The organism is Allostigmatella hybrida (assembly GCF_020103775.1).
Lineage (GTDB): Bacteria > Myxococcota > Myxococcia > Myxococcales > Myxococcaceae > Hyalangium > Hyalangium aurantiaca.
The window spans coordinates 559,632-575,411 of sequence record NZ_JAHXBH010000001.1 but is presented as its reverse complement, the minus strand read 5'-3'; the positions used below and the strand labels follow the sequence as shown (position 1 = coordinate 575,411).

12 protein-coding genes are annotated in these 15,780 nt (G+C 69.5%); 5 read left to right on the top strand and 7 right to left on the bottom strand.

Translation table 11 applies throughout. The annotated features are described in order from the left end of the window. Window positions 1–163: 163 nt before the first annotated feature. Both KY661_RS02215 and KY661_RS02210 read left to right on the top strand, forming a co-directional pair. The gene (locus KY661_RS02215; protein WP_225408603.1) at window positions 164–2,497 is read left to right on the top strand and encodes an acyl-CoA dehydrogenase family protein; all 2,334 of its coding nucleotides are present in this window, start codon (window positions 164–166) and stop codon (window positions 2,495–2,497) included. Window positions 2,498–2,520: 23 nt separating this feature from the next. Then, a complete protein-coding gene (locus KY661_RS02210; RefSeq protein WP_225408602.1) occupies window positions 2,521–3,081 on the top strand; it encodes an ester cyclase in 561 nt (186 codons plus the stop codon). A gap of 3 nt (window positions 3,082–3,084) precedes the next feature. Here the strand turns inward: KY661_RS02210 and KY661_RS02205 are convergent, their stop codons facing one another. The 3 genes from KY661_RS02205 to clpP form a co-directional block, all read right to left on the bottom strand. Further along, window positions 3,085–3,711, bottom strand: a complete 627-nt coding sequence (locus KY661_RS02205; RefSeq protein ID WP_225408601.1) for a hypothetical protein — start codon at window positions 3,709–3,711, stop codon at window positions 3,085–3,087. Between the two features lie 32 nt (window positions 3,712–3,743). Continuing rightward, on the bottom strand, window positions 3,744–3,986 hold the full coding sequence (locus KY661_RS02200; protein WP_225408600.1) for a hypothetical protein: 243 nt from the start codon (window positions 3,984–3,986) through the stop codon (window positions 3,744–3,746). Window positions 3,987–4,251: 265 nt separating this feature from the next. Next, window positions 4,252–4,854 (bottom strand): ATP-dependent Clp endopeptidase proteolytic subunit ClpP, encoded by a 603-nt coding sequence (gene clpP, locus KY661_RS02195; RefSeq protein WP_075008901.1) that lies wholly within the window; start codon window positions 4,852–4,854, stop codon window positions 4,252–4,254. 93 nt (window positions 4,855–4,947) lie between these two features. Here clpP and KY661_RS02190 point away from each other — a divergent pair, with 93 nt between their 5' ends. Beyond that, window positions 4,948–5,634, top strand: a complete 687-nt coding sequence (locus tag KY661_RS02190) for a phospholipase D-like domain-containing protein (RefSeq protein ID WP_225408599.1) — start codon at window positions 4,948–4,950, stop codon at window positions 5,632–5,634. Between the two features lie 29 nt (window positions 5,635–5,663). Here KY661_RS02190 and fumC read toward each other — a convergent pair whose 3' ends face one another. The 3 genes from fumC to KY661_RS02175 all read right to left on the bottom strand — a co-directional run bounded on the left by fumC (window position 5,664) and on the right by KY661_RS02175 (window position 10,281). Next, complete coding sequence (gene fumC, locus KY661_RS02185) at window positions 5,664–7,061, bottom strand: class II fumarate hydratase (protein ID WP_225408598.1); 1,398 nt, start codon at window positions 7,059–7,061, stop codon at window positions 5,664–5,666. 357 nt (window positions 7,062–7,418) lie between these two features. Beyond that, entirely contained in the window at window positions 7,419–9,740 is a 2,322-nt protein-coding gene (locus KY661_RS02180) for a hypothetical protein (RefSeq protein ID WP_225408597.1), read from the bottom strand. A gap of 58 nt (window positions 9,741–9,798) precedes the next feature. Then, window positions 9,799–10,281 (bottom strand): hypothetical protein, encoded by a 483-nt coding sequence (locus KY661_RS02175; RefSeq protein ID WP_225408596.1) that lies wholly within the window; start codon window positions 10,279–10,281, stop codon window positions 9,799–9,801. Between the two features lie 198 nt (window positions 10,282–10,479). Between KY661_RS02175 and htpX the strand changes: the two genes are divergently transcribed. Then, window positions 10,480–11,397, top strand: a complete 918-nt coding sequence (gene htpX / locus KY661_RS02170; RefSeq protein WP_225408595.1) for a protease HtpX — start codon at window positions 10,480–10,482, stop codon at window positions 11,395–11,397. A gap of 46 nt (window positions 11,398–11,443) precedes the next feature. Here the strand turns inward: htpX and KY661_RS02165 are convergent, their stop codons facing one another. After that, complete coding sequence (locus KY661_RS02165; protein WP_225408594.1) at window positions 11,444–11,587, bottom strand: hypothetical protein; 144 nt, start codon at window positions 11,585–11,587, stop codon at window positions 11,444–11,446. Between the two features lie 1,293 nt (window positions 11,588–12,880). Between KY661_RS02165 and KY661_RS02160 the strand changes: the two genes are divergently transcribed. Then, complete coding sequence (locus tag KY661_RS02160) at window positions 12,881–15,760, top strand: alpha-L-rhamnosidase-related protein (protein WP_225408593.1); 2,880 nt, start codon at window positions 12,881–12,883, stop codon at window positions 15,758–15,760. Window positions 15,761–15,780 lie beyond the last annotated feature (20 nt).

The window sequence follows — 15,780 nt, the reverse complement described above, 5'->3', positions numbered from 1 at the left end:
CACACCCTCCCCTTCCTGGCCCGCCAAGCTAGGAACGGTGGGGCGCGCTGGCATGCGGGAGGACACTTCCGGGTGTCGTCTGGCGGACGGTCGCATCCGGCCGTTGCCCTGAGGCCCGGGCCGTGGCGAACTGGGCGCTTCCGCTTGCCCCAGGAGACCATTCTTGGCCATCGATGACCTGAAGAGTCCATCCGCCCAGGAGCTCCTGTCCCTGCCGCGCCTGGCGCCGCTGGTGCCCATGCTCTACGTGGCCTGGACCGACGGCGACCTGACGCACGAGGAGATCCGCGCGCTGGGCACCGCGGCCCGGGCGCAGCCCTGGTTGGACCTGCGCTCCAGCGCCGTGCTGGCCCAGTGGTTGGACCCCCTGAATCCCCCCACGGCCACGGCCCTGGCGCACGTGCGCGAGCACATCCGCCGCACCGCCGAGCGGCTCCAGGGCAGCCCCCAGCAGAGCCTGGTGGAGCTGGGCTCCCAGCTCGCCGAGCTCCTCGGGGGCCAGGAGGGCCTGCCTGCCTCGCTTCAGGAGCTGGCCCGCACGCTGGCCCCGCTGGAGACTTCCCTGGGCATCTCCAGCGCCGAGGCCGTGCGCACGCTCACCCCGCCGGTGCGCCGCGAGGAAACCACCCCCGCCCCCTCGTTCCCGGTGGAGGCGATGCGGGCCGTGCTGGACCGCACCTACTCCGCCGAGCGCGCCCGGGTGCGCACCTGGCTGGCCTCCCCGGAGTTCCGCTACGGGGATGAGCGGGACACGGCCGCGTACCGGGCCCGGGTCTTCACCTGGCTGAAGGCCCTGGCGGACCGGGGCCTGGGGACGCTGGCCTACCCAGCGGACACCACCCGGACGGACCTGGGCGCGTTCATCGCCGCGTTCGAGACGCTGGCCTTCTTCGACCTGAGCCTCGTCATCAAGGCCGGGGTGCAGTTCGGGCTGTTCGGCGGCAGCGTGTTCTTCCTGGGCACGGAGCGGCACCACCGCCAGTACCTGCCCAAGATCGCCTCGCTGGAGCTGCCCGGCTGCTTCGCCATGAGCGAGCTGGGCCACGGCTCCAACGTCCGGGACCTGGAGACGCTGGCGCGCTACGACGAGGAGCAGGGGGACTTCGTGGTGAGCACCCCCTCCGAGCATGCGCGCAAGGAGTGGATCGGCAACGCCGCGCTGCACGGGCGCGTGGCCACGGTGTTCGCCCAGCTCGAGGTGAAGGGCGAGCGCCACGGCGTGCACGCCCTGCTGGTGCCCCTGCGCGATGAGCAGGGCCGGCTGCTGCCGGGGGTGCGCGTGGAGGACTGCGGCCTGAAGATGGGGCTCAACGGGGTGGACAACGGCCGGCTGTGGTTCGACGCCGTGCGCGTGCCCCGGGAGAACCTGCTGGACCGCTTCGCGCAGGTGAGCCCCGAGGGCGAATACGCCAGCAGCATCGCGAGCGCCTCCAAGCGCTTCTTCACCATGCTGGGCACGCTGGTGGCGGGCCGGGTGAGCGTGGCCACCGCGGGGCTGAGCGCCGCCAAGAGCGGGCTGGCCACCGCCATCGGCTATGCCGAGCAGCGGCGGCAGTTTGGCCCGGTGGGGGCCTCCGAGGTGCGGCTGCTGGACTACCCCTCGCACCAGCTCCGGCTGCTGCGGCCGCTGGCCACCACGTACGCGCTCGACTTCGCCCTGAAGTACCTGGTGAAGCGCTACACCGGGCGCACCGAGGCGGACGCCCGGGAAGTCGAGGCCCTGGCCGCGGGGCTCAAGGCCTACACCACCTGGCACACCACGCGCACGCTCCAGGAGGCGCGCGAGGCGTGCGGCGGGCAGGGGTATCTCGCCGCCAACCGGCTGCCCTCGCTCAAGGCGGACACGGACGTGTTCACCACCTTCGAGGGGGACAACACGGTGCTCATGCAGCTCGTGGCCAAGAGCGTGCTGACGGGCTACCGGCAGCAGTTCGAGGACGACCGCGTCTTCGCCGTGATGAAGCTCATCATGGAGCGGGCCTCCGTGGCCCTGACGGACCTCAACCCCTTCCAGGCGCGGCGCACGGACAGCGAGCACCTGCGTGACGGGGACTTCCAGCTGCGCGCGCTGCGCTTCCGGGAGTCGGACCTGGTGGCCTCGGTGGCGCGGCGGCTGCGCAAGCGCCTGGGCGCGGGCATGGACTCGTTCCAGGCCTTCAACGAGTGCCAGGACCACCTGATGGCGCTGGCCCACGCGCACGTGGAGCGGGTGGTGCTGGAGCAGTTCCGCGAGGGCATCTCCTGGGTGGAGGACCTGGGCGCGCGCACGGTGCTCGGCAAGCTGTGTGACGTGTACGGCCTGGGCTGCCTGATGGATGCCAGCGGCTGGTTCCTGGAGAACGACCTGCTGGAGGGCGCCAAGGCCAAGGCCATCCGCAAGGAGGTGGCGCGCCTGTGCGCGGAGCTGCGGCCGGACGCGGTGGCGCTCATCCAGGCCTTCGGCATTCCGGACGCGTGCCTGGCGGCCCCCATCGGCCTGGGACACCTCTCGCCATGACAAGACACCCGATGAGACATCCGATGACTCGCACCCTGCTGCTCACGTTGCCCCTGCTGCTGGCCACCCACTGCGCTACCTCGTCCAAGCGCCGCAACCTCGCCCAGGAGGCGGAGAACAAGCGCATCGTCCAGGCCTTCGCCGAGGAGGTGTATGGCCAGCACCGGCTCGAGCGCATCCCCGTGTACGTGGCCGAGGACTTCGTGGACCTGTCCGAGGGAGCGCCCGAGAACGCCCGGGGCCCCGCCTACATCCGGGCCCAGGAGGAGGCGAGCCTGCACGAGCTGCCCGGCCTCCAGTTCCGCATCCAGCACCTGCTCGCGGATGGAGACCTGGTCCATCTGCACTGGAAGGCAGAAGGCCCGGCCTCCCGCCTCCTGGACGAGACGGCCGAGGCGAAGGCGCAGCCCCCGCCGCTCCAGCTGACGGGCCACACCCTCTTCCAGTTGAAGCAGGGGCGCATCGTGGCCTCCTGGAGCGTGGTGGACACGCTGGGCCTGATGCTCCAGCAGGGCTTCAAGGTGCTGCCGCCGGTGCCGGAGCCCGCACCGGCCCCCGCGCCGAAGCCCGCCACCAAGCCCTGAGGGCTACTGCACGGACGAGGGCGCCTGGAACACCTCGCCGTCGCGCCCCTCCAGCACGAGGCTCGCGCTGTCGGAAGGCGACACGCGCAGCGTGGCCCGGGTCTGCCCCTTGCGGTCCACCAGCAGCAGCCCGGGCGAGCCGTGCTCGTCGGCCCCGAGGATGGCGCGCGGCCGGCCGGACTCATCCGCCAGCTCCAGCCGCGATGAGCCGTCCGGGAAGAGCCCCACGGCGAAGAACTCCGTGCCGCCCGCGTTCGCGAGCGCCAGGCGCGGCGCCTCCTCCGAGTACACGGTGAGCTCGGCGAGCGTGTCCCCCCCGGCCGTGGAGAAGCGCAGCCGGGGCGAGCCCTCCGCCGTCACGCCGAGCAGGGCCCGGGGGTTGCCGGCCGCATCGCGGAGCACCAGCCCCGTGTGGCCCTCCAGCTCCGCGGCGAGCGTGGCGCGCGGGTGCCCCTGCGCATCCACGAGCGTCAGCCGCGAGGCCACGAGCGCCCCCGTGGGCGCCTCCGTCCGGAAGGCCGCGGCCCCCAGGCCCACCCCGGCCAGCGCCAGCGCGGCGAACGCCACGCCCTGCATGCGCCGGTAGCCCCGCTCCAGGTGCTTCAACCGCGACTCGAGCCCGTCGTCCATCTGCCGCGCACTCCCACTCCCCCAGGAGCGGCTCAGCGCCGGTCCCGCTGAAGGTCCGACAGCACCTTCTTCAGGTACCAGGCCTCGGTGCGGTGGGGGAACCGCTCCTTGAGCGCCATCAAATGCCGTGCGAGGGACTCCTCGGCCTGCACCCTCGGCAGCGGGGTGTTGCGGAACCAGGCCCTCCGCAACCGCTGGGCCTCCGTGCCCCGGATGATGAGCGCCACGAAGAAGCCCAGCGCCACGAGACCCAGGAAGATCAACACCGGACGCACTGCCACACCCCTCCTCGGTTCACGCCACGCCGCCCCGGCAGTCTACCCGCTCCCGTCCCGAAAGAGGGCGCGTCTTGCGGGCGCCTCAGGGCCCCGGCGCGGACGGCGCCTCGCCCGGGGTGACGGGGAGTCGTTGGGGCGCACCTCGGTGGCCTCGCGGCCCGCCGGCGGGGTGGCACACGCTCCACACAGGAGCGCGGCCGTCATCCACAGCCAGGGGCGTGGACGGGTCATGCCCCTACTTGGGCATTCCCCGGCCCTCCGCTCAACCCTTGTTCACCACCGGCACGCCGGGCTTCACCACCACCTCGTCGATAATGCCGTACTGCCGCGCATCCTCGGCGCTCATGAAGTAGTCGCGCTCGGTGTCCTTCTCGATGCGCTCGATGGTGTGGCCCGTGTGCTTCACGATGATGCCGTTGAGGTACGCGCGCAGGCGGAGGATCTCCTTCGCCTGGATGTCGATGTCGGTCGCCTGGCCCTGCGCGCCGCCCAGCGGCTGGTGAATCATGATGCGCGCGTTCGGCAGCGCGTAGCGCTTGCCCTTGCTGCCCGCGAGCAGCAGCAGCGCGCCCATGGAGGCCGCCTGGCCCACGCAGATGGTGGACACGGGGCACTTCACGTACTGCATCGTGTCATAGATGGCCAGGCCCGCCGTGACGGAGCCGCCCGGCGAGTTGATGTAGATGTTGATCCCCTTCTCCGGGTCCTCGGACTCCAGGAACAGCATCTGGGCCACGACGACGTTGGCCACATCGTCGTTGATGGGCACGCCCAGCATGATGATGCGGTCCTTCAGGAGCCGGCTGTAGAGGTCATACGCCCGCTCGCCGCGGTGGGAGGTTTCGATGACGAAGGGGATGTTCATGCCTCCTACCCTAACCCCCCTGCGCCCCGCATGCCCGCCTGTTCTTTCCCGAGCGTGTGGTGCGTTACGCTTCGGACGCCTCCCCGGGTGCCCATGAACGCTTCCGAAATCGACGCCATCCTCACGGCCACCCTGGCCGACAAGCAGCTCACCCGCTCCGAGCGGCGCGCCCTGCAGGCCGTGCTGGAGGACAGGCGGGCAAGCGAGGCCGTCCTGGCCGTCTTCCGCTCCCGCGCCTTCAGCCTCGCCCGGGACTCGGTGACGGACCCGCGCGCCCGCCAGGTCATCTCCTGGCTGGAGGAGACGCTGCTGGCCCTCTCGCCCACCCAGGGGGTGTCCGACACCGCGCGCATGGAGGCGCACTTCTCCCCCGGCGAGGGCCCCCTGCGCGCCATCGTCGAGCTCATCGAGGAGGCCCGGGGCTCCATCGAAGTCTGCGTCTTCACCGTGACGGATGACCGCATCACCCGGGCACTGCTGGAGGCGCACCGCCGGGGCCTGCGCGTCCGGGTGGTGAGCGACAACGACAAGTCGCTGGACCCGGGCTCGGACATGCGCCGGCTGAGCGAGGCGGGCATCCCGGTCCGGCTGGACCGGACCGAGGCCCACATGCACCACAAGTTCGCCCTCTTCGACCGCAAGCGCCTGCTCACCGGCAGCTACAACTGGACGCGCTCGGCCGCGGCGGTGAACCACGAGAACGTCCTCATCTCGGACGACGCGCGGCTCGTTCAGCCCTTTGGCCGCGCCTTCGACGCGCTCTGGGACTCCCTGGAGTAGGTGCCCACCCCAGGAAGGCGCAGACAGGACTACAGGTTGCCCGTCATCTTCTCCGGGCGCACCCACTGGTCGAACTGCTCGGGCGTCACCAGCCCCAGCTCCACGGCGACTTCCTTCAGGGTCTTGCCCTGCTTGTGCGCCGTCTTCGCGATCTTCGCCGCGTTGTCGTAGCCGATGTGGGGGTTGAGCGCCGTCACCAGCATGAGCGAGCGCTCCAGGTTCTCCTTGAGCCGCGGCAGGTTGGGCTCGATGCCCACGGCACAGTGCAGCCGGAAGCTGCGCATGCCGTCCGCCAGCAGCCGGCAGCTCTGCAGGAAGTTCTGGATGATGAGCGGCTTGAACACGTTCAGCTCGAAGTTGCCCGAGGCCCCGCCCAGGCCAATGGCCACGTCGTTGCCCATGACCTGGGCGCTGAGCATGGTGAGCGCCTCGGACTGGGTGGGGTTCACCTTGCCGGGCATGATGGAGCTGCCGGGCTCGTTCTCGGGAATCGTCAGCTCGCCGATGCCCGAGCGGGGCCCGGAGGCCAGCCACCGCACGTCGTTGGCGACCTTGAACAGCACCGCGGCCAGGCCCTTGAGCGCCCCGTGCGCCTGCACCAGCGCGTCATTGGCCGCCAGCGCCTCGAACTTGTTGGGCGCCGTGACGAACGGCTGCCCCGTCAGGCGGGCAATCTCCTTGGCCACCTGCTCGGCATAGCCCTTGGGGGCATTGAGGCCCGTGCCCACCGCGGTGCCGCCCAGCGCCAGCTCGTACAGGTGCGGCAGCGTGCGCTCGATGTGGGCCGCGGCGTGGTGCAGCTGCGCCACGTACCCGCTGAACTCCTGGCCCAGCGTGAGCGGGGTGGCGTCCTGCAGGTGCGTGCGGCCAATCTTCACCACGTCCTTGAAGGCCTCGGACTTCTGCGCGAGCACGTCCTTGAGCGCCTTCAGCTCGGGCAGCACGTGCTGCACCACGGCCTCCGCCGCCGCCACGCTCATGGCGGTGGGGAACACGTCGTTGGAGCTCTGCCCCTTGTTCACGTCGTCGTTGGGGTGCACCTTGCGCGACTCGCCGCGCTCGCCGCCCAGGATTTCCGAGGCGCGGTTGGCCAGCACCTCGTTGCAGTTCATGTTCGTCTGCGTGCCGCTGCCCGTCTGCCACACCAGCAGCGGGAACTCCTCGTCGTGCTTGCCCTCCAGCACCTCGTCGGCGGCCTTCACGATGGCGTCGGCCTTCTCGGCGGCCAGCGAGCCGTTGGCCTTGTTCACCAGGGCGGCGGCCTTCTTCACGCGCACCAGGGCGTAGATGAGCGCCAGCGGCATGCGCTCGGAGGAGATGGCGAAGTTCTGGCGGCTGCGCTGCGTCTGGGCACCCCACAGCTTGTCGGCTGGGACTTCGATGGGGCCAAAGGTGTCCTTCTCGATGCGAACGTTCTTCGTACTCACGGAGTCTTCTCCTCGATAGCGATGGACTCAACCGCTGCCGTAGCACGGAAGGCCCCCGGTTTCCCGGCTCCTGGCAGCACAATCTCGCCGGGTGCAGGGGCATCCAGCGCCTGGCCTGGCAGGCTGCTCAAGAGTGGGATGGCCCCCCTCACGGTCACCCAATGGAAGGAAATCTACGACCTGCTCGACACCGCCCCGGTGTCAGACCCGTGTGAAATGAATTCTCCCCGCGTGCGTAGGAAGGAGTGCCTCTGGTAGAGGGGCTCCGCGGAAAACCTTCATGCACCGTGTCATGCGCGGTGCGCGGGCACTCGCCGGTGAAACTCCAAGGCGCCGGCGAGTGCCTATTTTCCCCGCTCAGCGCCGCCGCCAGTTCATCATCCGGGCCAGCAGCACGGTGCCGAAGACGAGCACCGTGAAGGCCGCGGTGTAGCCCAGGAAGATGAGCCAGCCGGTGGTGGTGCCGGGGATGCCCACCGAGGGGCTCATGTCCTGGAACTGGGCCCCCGAGAAGAAGCCGCACGCCAGGCTCACGGGCAGGAAGACGAACAGGAGGATGCTCACCATCCGGTCGAACTGGTCGCGCTTGTACTGATCCAGCTCGGAGGCCTGGTCCCTCATGGCCTCCACCGTCTCCTGCATGCCGTGCAGGGAGTGCCAGGCGAGGTAGCGGGCGTTGAGGTCCGGATCCTCGCTCACCCGGGTGTGCCACAGGGAGTTGGTGAACAGCATGACGTCCGAGCGCACGCTGCGCGCGGGCCGCAGGCTCTGCCAGCGCGAGGTGCGGTAGCGCTGCTCCACCTCGGCCATGCGCCGGCTCGTCTCGAAGGCCGAGTAGCGCTGCCCCAGGGTGAGCAGGAACAGGAGGAAGTCCCGGTCACAGGCGAGCGGCCCCCGCGCCTCCTCTTCGATGAGGAACTCCAGGCGCGCGCCCCCGGTGGACGTCAGCCAGTGCTCCGTCTCCCCCGCCGAGTCCCGGAGCACGCGCCGGCCCTCCGCGGCGGCCTCCGAGGGCAGCTTCTCCAGCGTGGGGGCCGTGCCCGAGGCCAGGGCATGGAAGAGCCCCTGCATGGCGCGGGAGTCATCGAGCATGGACGAGCGCCCCCGGGAGATGCGGTAGGCGCCGTACACCATCCAGCGCTCCGGCCCCAGCGGGGCGAGCCACGGGGAGAGGCCCCGCAGGGACTCGAACTCCCAGGCGGCGGGGCCCTCCACGAGCGCGGCCTGCTCCTGGGCGAGCGCGTACAGCGAGACGGCCTCCTGCCGGGCCCACTCCACCCACACGACGACGAGGCGGTTCGGGTAGACGGAGACGCGCGCGGTGTGGGGCCCGGCGGTCTTCTCGTAGTGCAGCACGTCCGCCTCTTCCGTGGCGCCCAGGAAGGAGTTCACCACCGCGGGGTGGAAGGCGGCGCCCCGGCCGGACAAGTCACAGCGGCGGAAGCCCCGGGACTTCAGCTCCGCCTCGGGCGCGGGCCCCCGCCACAGGAAGGGCCGGCCCAACAGGGTGTGCGCCTGGAGCACGTGCACGTTGCGGCCGACGTTGAACTCGCTCCAGAGAAACTCCCACAGCTCGCGGCGGGACAGCCGGGTGCCCGAGTACGGCACGGCCACCATCGTCGCGCGGCCCAGGGGGCTGGCGTAGCCATCCGAGTACCAGGGGTCCTGGTAGTCGTTGGGCTGGCGCTCGAAGCGCCGGGCCCCGCGGGCACGGGGGGCGCCATCCGGCAGCCGGTCTCCTTCCAGCGCATCCAGCGCGCCCGCGAGGTTCGCCAGCGTGCCGGCGCGCTCGGGGTTGAGGGAGAAGGCATGCCAGGGCTTGGACTGGCCGGGCCGGGCGATGTGGACGGCCATGAAGTCGAAGCCCTGGCCGTACTGGGTGTGCTCCGTGTCGTTGCGCGCCAGGAGCCGCAGCACGGTGACGTCCTGGAGCGAGGACAGGAAGAGCGCGTCCACGCGCCGCACGGGCCCGTCCTTCACGTCGCCCAGGGGAATGTCGAGCTGCACGAGCTGGGCGCGCGACAGCTCCGCGCGGTAGAGGAACTCGTCCGCCTTGAGCCGCCGGGAGAGCGGCCCGGGAATGAGCGCCTCGGGCAGCTTCGCCAGCGCCGAGGGCTGGTGCACGGTCTCCAGCACGCGGGCCATCAGCTCCAGCACCTCGCGCGTGGGGCAGGCCGTCTCCGAGGGCCAGAGGTTCAGCGCCGCGTAGAACACCGTGCCCAGGGCGCGCTCGTAGTCCCCCACCGTCTCGGTGTGGCCCTGCTCCCACTCGCCCAGGTACTCGGCGAGCGCCCCGGCCGCCTCGGGCCAGGTACCATGGAGGATGCGGAAGGCTGCCAGGAGGCTGGCGCAGACGACGTCGATGGTGTGCACGTGGACGCGCAGCCGCACGGGGCCGGGCTCCCCGCCGGGGGCGGCGAGCGACTGGGCGAACGCATCGAGCGCCTCGGCGGACAGAAGCACGGTGCCGGTGGTGGAGCGCACGGAGCGGCGCGTCCACTGGGGCAGCTTCCAGGCGAGCATGCGGGGGTGCGCGGGCAGGGCCTCGCTGCGGGAGCCCACGCTGATGAACAGCTCCCGGGGGGCAGGCTCACTGCCGGGGGAGGGCCGCTCGATGGTCCACTCCACCCGCCCCGCGTCCAGCAACCACTCCACCACCTGTCGCCACTTCACATCCATGAGGCGCCTTATAGGCGCAGCCGGTGCGGAAGTCCGGCCCCAGGCGGGCGCGGGCGGATCAGGGCAGCGTGAAGCCGCGGGCGATGCGCGCCGTGGCGTCCTGCCACGCCTTGGCGCCCTTCGGGTGGCTCCACTCGAAGCCGTAGACGACGCCCTCCTTCTCCAGCTGCTTCAGGTAGAGGACGCGCCCCTGGGCATCCTCGCCGGAGAGCACCCACCAGCCCTTGCCCTTGGGCTGGTAGGTGATGCGCACCTTCTGCTTGCGCCACCGCTCCACGGCGGCCTTCCGGTTCCACGCCAGGTCCGTCTTGCTCTCGGGCGTCCCGTCGAGCTCCACCACCGGCGAGGCCCACACCTTGAGGACGGCCTTGCCCGTGGAATCCTGGAACTCCTGGCCATCGCCATTGCCGGACTCGCCCTGGCCCTGAAGGCCGGCGGGCACGGCAACGGAGTAGCCGTAGCGCGAGTTGGCGTAGGTGTTCCAGCCGTCACCGGACGGCGCGGTGACGACGAGCAGGGAGACCAGGACGGAGAGAACCATGGGGCCACCATATAATGACCGGCTGCCTGCCCGGCGGAATCCTTCGAGAAAACCGAACGAACGCTTCCGACAATCCTTGGGAAGTGCGCCGGGGGTGGGCTGTTCAAGACCGACGGTGAACGCGGGGGAGATATCCGCTTGCGTTCGTCTTTCGCCGTTGCATGTTGGGAGTACGGTTTTTTCTCAGAGAGAGGGCACATGAAAGGGAGTTTCTTCAAACGCATCACGCTGTTCCTGCTGACCAACCTGGCGGTGGTGGCGGCGCTGGGAATCGTCGCCAGGCTGCTGGGCGTGGAGAGCTTCCTCGCCCGGCAGGGCTCCGGCCTGAACCTGCCGGCGCTGCTCATCATGTCGGCGGTGATGGGCTTCGCGGGCAGCATCATCTCGCTGCTCATCTCCAAGCCCATGGCGAAGTGGAGCACGGGCGCCCAGGTCATCACCGCGCCGCGCACGGAGGCCGAGCGGTGGCTGATGAGCACGGTGCAGCGGCTGGCGCAGAACGCGGGCATCGGGATGCCCGAGGTGGCCGTCTATGACAGCCCGGACATGAACGCCTTCGCCACGGGGGCCCGGCGCAACAGCGCGCTGGTGGCGGTGTCCACGGGGCTGCTGCACGGCATGGAGCGGGACGAGGTGGAGGCGGTGCTCGGCCACGAGGTGGCCCACGTGGCCAACGGGGACATGGTGACGCTCACCCTGCTGCAGGGCGTGCTCAACACCTTCGTCATCTTCCTGAGCCGGGTGGTGGGCTTCTTCGTGGACCGGTTCCTCAACCGCTCCGAGGACGGCGAGGAGAGCACGGGCACGGGGCCCGGCTACTTCATCACCAGCCTGGTGCTGCAGATCGTCTTCGGCATTGGCGCCAGCATCATCGTGGCCTGGTTCAGCCGCCGGCGGGAGTACCGGGCGGACGTGGGTGGTGCCCAGCTGGTGAACCCGAACGCCATGGCGCGCGCGCTCAACCGGCTGCGCATGCAGCAGGGAGAGGCGAGCATGCTGCCCTCGAACATGCAAGCCTTCGGCATCCGCGGCGGAGGCCTGATGGCGCTCTTCTCCAGCCACCCGCCGCTCGAGGAGCGCATCCAGCGCCTGACCGACGGCAGCTGGAAGAACTAAGCCGCACCGGCCGCCTCCCCAAAGCACAGGGGAGGCGGCCCTTTTCTCATGGCGCGAACGGGTAGCGCGCCAGCACCCGTCCGTCCTGGGAGACCGCATACAGCTCGGCCCAATCGGCGTCCGTGCTGAAACCTGGAGGAACGGTCCAACCACACTTGTCCATGCGTTGGTTGATCCGGACGATGTACATCCCTCCGCCTTCTCCAACGACCACTTCCAATCCCTTGGCAGAGTGACCGCAGCTGCCAGCCGTTCCTTCTTTGGCGAAGCGGTCCAGAAGCTGCTGCAGGGCGGCCTGGGCCGCAATGACGGCAGGCCCGTCCAACGTTGCCAGGGGCCGCACGTCGGCAGGCCACTGGATACCGCCTGCCACGGCAGACTGGCGCCCGGGGCCCCCTGCATCGGGTGCCAGGGGGTTGGCTTGAATGACTCGGGGTCCCGCATCCGGTTGAGCGGGGGCGGGTGAAGGTGTGACAGCCCCTCCATCCGCCAGAAGCGAAACGAGCACGAGAATGTGATGCGGTCTCAGCATGGGCCGTCCAGGACGCTCAATACCAGTCTGTCAACGCGGGAGAGCACTTCGGAGGAAATACCTGATCAGGATAGAGCGCCGTGGAGGATTGAGGCTCGCATCTTGCCTGAAACTCCCAGTGTTTCTTGTGCTCACGCCATCGGAAAACCTCCCCCGCGGGATTCCACTTGTAGAAGCGGGGCTCATGCAGGTGGCCCGTGGCAAGCCATGCCCAGGCAGGAATCAAGTTCCCTCGGGCATCACGCGCTGGCTTCCCGCTGGGCGTGATGCCATAGCCAACCACCACCCAACCGCCTTCTGGCGACTTCGCCGCTGGAAACCACCTCAGATCCGTGCTGCTGGCGAAGAGGCCACAGGGGTGGTTGTGGGCATAGCCAAAGATAGGCAGGTCCCTTCCGAAATCCGCGTCCTCCACCCCACCAAAGGGCGGCTTGCACGCACTATGAGCCCTCACCAACCTCCGGATCGGCCAGCTCACACGCCAATCCTGTGAAGTCCTGTAGACGGCAACGCAGTACTCCGTGGCATCCGGGCGAGGCCGGCCGTTGGCATCACATGCGTCCGCGGCTCCTGGCAGCGCCATCAAGGCCTTGAGCGTTGGCAGCACCAGCTCATCGGGAACTTCCGCCGCATCTGAAAGTACCACTGGCACATCTGGCCAAGGGCCAGGCCCCACCGCCAGGTTGAGATCATTTTCCAGCGTGGGCAGTTCGCTATGCAGGTAGTAGCGCCGAGGGCTCGCACATGCCGCGAGGATCATCACGGCGCTCAAGGCAACAAGCCTCCAAAGAACCACATGCTCCTCCGTCCACTATTCAGAGGAAACCTATCATTGGAGTGAGCCAGGAACCTGCGCATCCATAAAAACGTGGAATCTAAAAATAAATTGACAACCCAGAAAAACACCAGGAACTCTGCGGGTTGGGTCACCGCTTTCCTGGAGGACGGTCCATGGCAACACAGTCTGTGAGAGGAGCCCACTTGCGGGGCCACGCCCGGGCCACGGCGCTGTGGAGCCTGGTGGTCTTGGCCACCGTCGCCGCCCCCTCCGGAGCGCTCGCGCGAAGCTCTCCCTCCAGTTACTCGCCCGCCTCGCGCACCCTGGCCCCGGTCCGGGTGCACAGCACGGAAGGCTCGGTCAGCGCGCCTCAGAATGTGCTCTCCGGCGCGGCCACCCGGCTGTCCGGCTCAAGCGCCCTGGTGGTGTATGACTTTGGAAAGGAAGTCGGCGGGCTGGTGACGCTGCGCTTCTCGGGCGCGAGCGGCGCGGGCCAGCAGATCGGCCTCGCCTTCTCCGAGTCCTCCCTCTACATCGGGAGGAACAGCGACCAGAGCAGCGGCGGAGGAAGCCCCGATGGCGCGCTCTACGCCACCGTCTCGGGCGCGGGCACGTACACGATGCCCGTCGACAAGCTCCGGGGCGGCTTCCGCTACCTCACCTTGTTCCTGACGACCTCCGGGTGGGTGGACCTCACGGGCATCTCCCTGAACTTCACCCCCGCGCCCGGCAAGGCGAACCCCCAGGACTACGCCAATTACTTCGCCTCCAACGATCCGCTGCTCGACAAGCTCTGGTACGCAGGCGCGTACACGGTGCAGATGAACACCATCGGCTCGAACCAGGGCCGCGTCTGGGGGCCGCCGTCCAGCGGCTGGCAGAACAACGCCACCGTGGGCGTGGGCGCCACCGTGCTCGTCGATGGCGCGAAGCGGGACCGGACCGTGTGGGCGGGAGATCTCGGCATCGCGCTGCCCGCCCAGTACGTGTCCACCAACGACACGATTTCCACACGCAATGCCATCGCGATGCTCTTCCAGGCCCAGCGGCCCTCCGGAGAGCTGCAGTGGGGCGGCTCGCCCTTCAACCTCTGGGGCTCCACCACGTACAACATGTGGGCCCTGATCGGCACCGCGTCCTACTACACGTACTCGGGGGACAAGGCGTGGCTGGATTCCATCTGGAGCAAGTACAAGTCCACGATGAACTTCGTCCTCTCCCAGGTGGGCGGCAATGGCTTGCTCAGCATTCCCAGCGCCTACAGCGAGGACTGGGCCCGGGTGAAGCCCGTGGGCGAGAACATCGCGGCGAATGCCATTCTCTACGCCACGTTGCTCGGGGGCGCCCAGCTCGCGGAGGTGGAGAACGACGCCGCGAGCGCCTCCGCCTGGCGCGCCCGCGCGGCCACGCTCAAGTCGGCGGCCAACGCCCGGCTCTGGAACCCCGCCGTGGGCCTGTACCGGGACAACCCCACCAGCACCGTGTACCCACAGGACGGCAACTCGATGGCCGTCTGGTTCAAGCTCACCGACAGCCCCCAGAAGGACGCGAGCATCGTGCGCGCCCTCACCGCGCGCTGGAACCACATCGGCGCCCTCACCCCGGAGAAGAATGACGGCGGGAAGATCGGCACCTTCCCGGGCTCGATGGAGCTCCAGGCCCACCTGACCGCGGGCGAGGACGTCAACGCGCTCATCCTCATGCGGCGCGAGTGGGGCCACATGCTCAGCAGCCCCATGGGCACGGCCAGCACCTTCTGGGAGGGCATGGACTACCACGGCTCGCTCGACCCCGCGTACAACGGCTCCTTCGTGAGCGCCGCGCACGGGTGGGCCGCGGGCCCCACGCTCGCCCTCACCTTCCATGTCCTGGGCCTCATGCCCCTGGGGCCAGACGGGCGCTACCAGTTCATCCCCCACCGGGGAGACCTCACCCACGTCGAGGGCACCCTCACCCTGCCCCAGGGCCTCGTCTCCGGCTCCTGGGATTACTCCGCCTCGGCGAGCACCTTCACCGCGCGGCTGACCAGCCCCGCGGGCTCCAGCGGCACGATCGGCGTTCCCACCTACGGCGCCTCCAACGTGAGCGTCACCGTGAATGGCGCCACCGCGTGGACCGGAGGGACTTTCCGGAGCGTTCCCGGCATCGGCGGTGGCTCCAGCGATGGGCGCTCCATCTACCTGACCGGCGTGGCCCCCGGCACGTACACCGTGGTGGCCAGCGGCGTGGTGGCCCCCGTGCCCTTCACCGTCTCGGTGCTGCCGAACCCAATGCCGCCCGGCTACACCCTGTGCGCCACCGAGGGAGGAACCTGCACGCCCAGCGGCACCCAGGTGATGGCCTACGGCGCGGGCACGTATGCCTACCGGCTCGTCAGCGGCCCCACGCCATGCACCACCGCCTCCTTCGGAGGGAAAGACCCGGCCTACAACCTGCTGAAGTCCTGCTACCTGGCGCCCGCTGGGGGCCCCGTGGGCTTCACCGCGTGCGCCGAGGAGAAGGGCACCTGTACCTTCTCGGGCATGCGCCAGGTCGCCTACGGGCGCAACGGAGCGTTCCGCTTCCAGATCGCCAACGGCAGCGTCGCGTGCACCAACGAGGCCTTCGGCACGGACCCGCTGCCGAACGCTCCCAAGGGCTGCTACGTCGCTCCCGCCGGCGCGCCCCCGCCCGGGAGCTGGAGCCGGTGCGCCATCGAGGACAACTCGTGCACGGTGCCCAATGGACAGCCGCTGGCATTCGGAGCCAACGGCTCTTTCTGGAGCGGCATCTCCCCCGGAACCACCGTCTGCAACAGTGGCTCGTTCGGGGTGGACCCGCTCTTCGGCACCGCGAAGGCTTGTTATTACCCGACCGGGGCGCCTGCTGGATTCGGGACGCTGTGCGCGGCGGAAAAGGGGACCTGCGCTTTCAGCGGCCAGAAGACCGTGGCCTACGGGGCCAACGGCGCCTTCGTTTACAAGACCTTCACGGGTGGCACCGCGTGCACCGCGGCCGCTTTCGGCGGGGCCGACCCGCTCTACAACGTCGCCAAGTCCTGCTACGTGCCCTGACATCCCGCTGCCACCGGGGC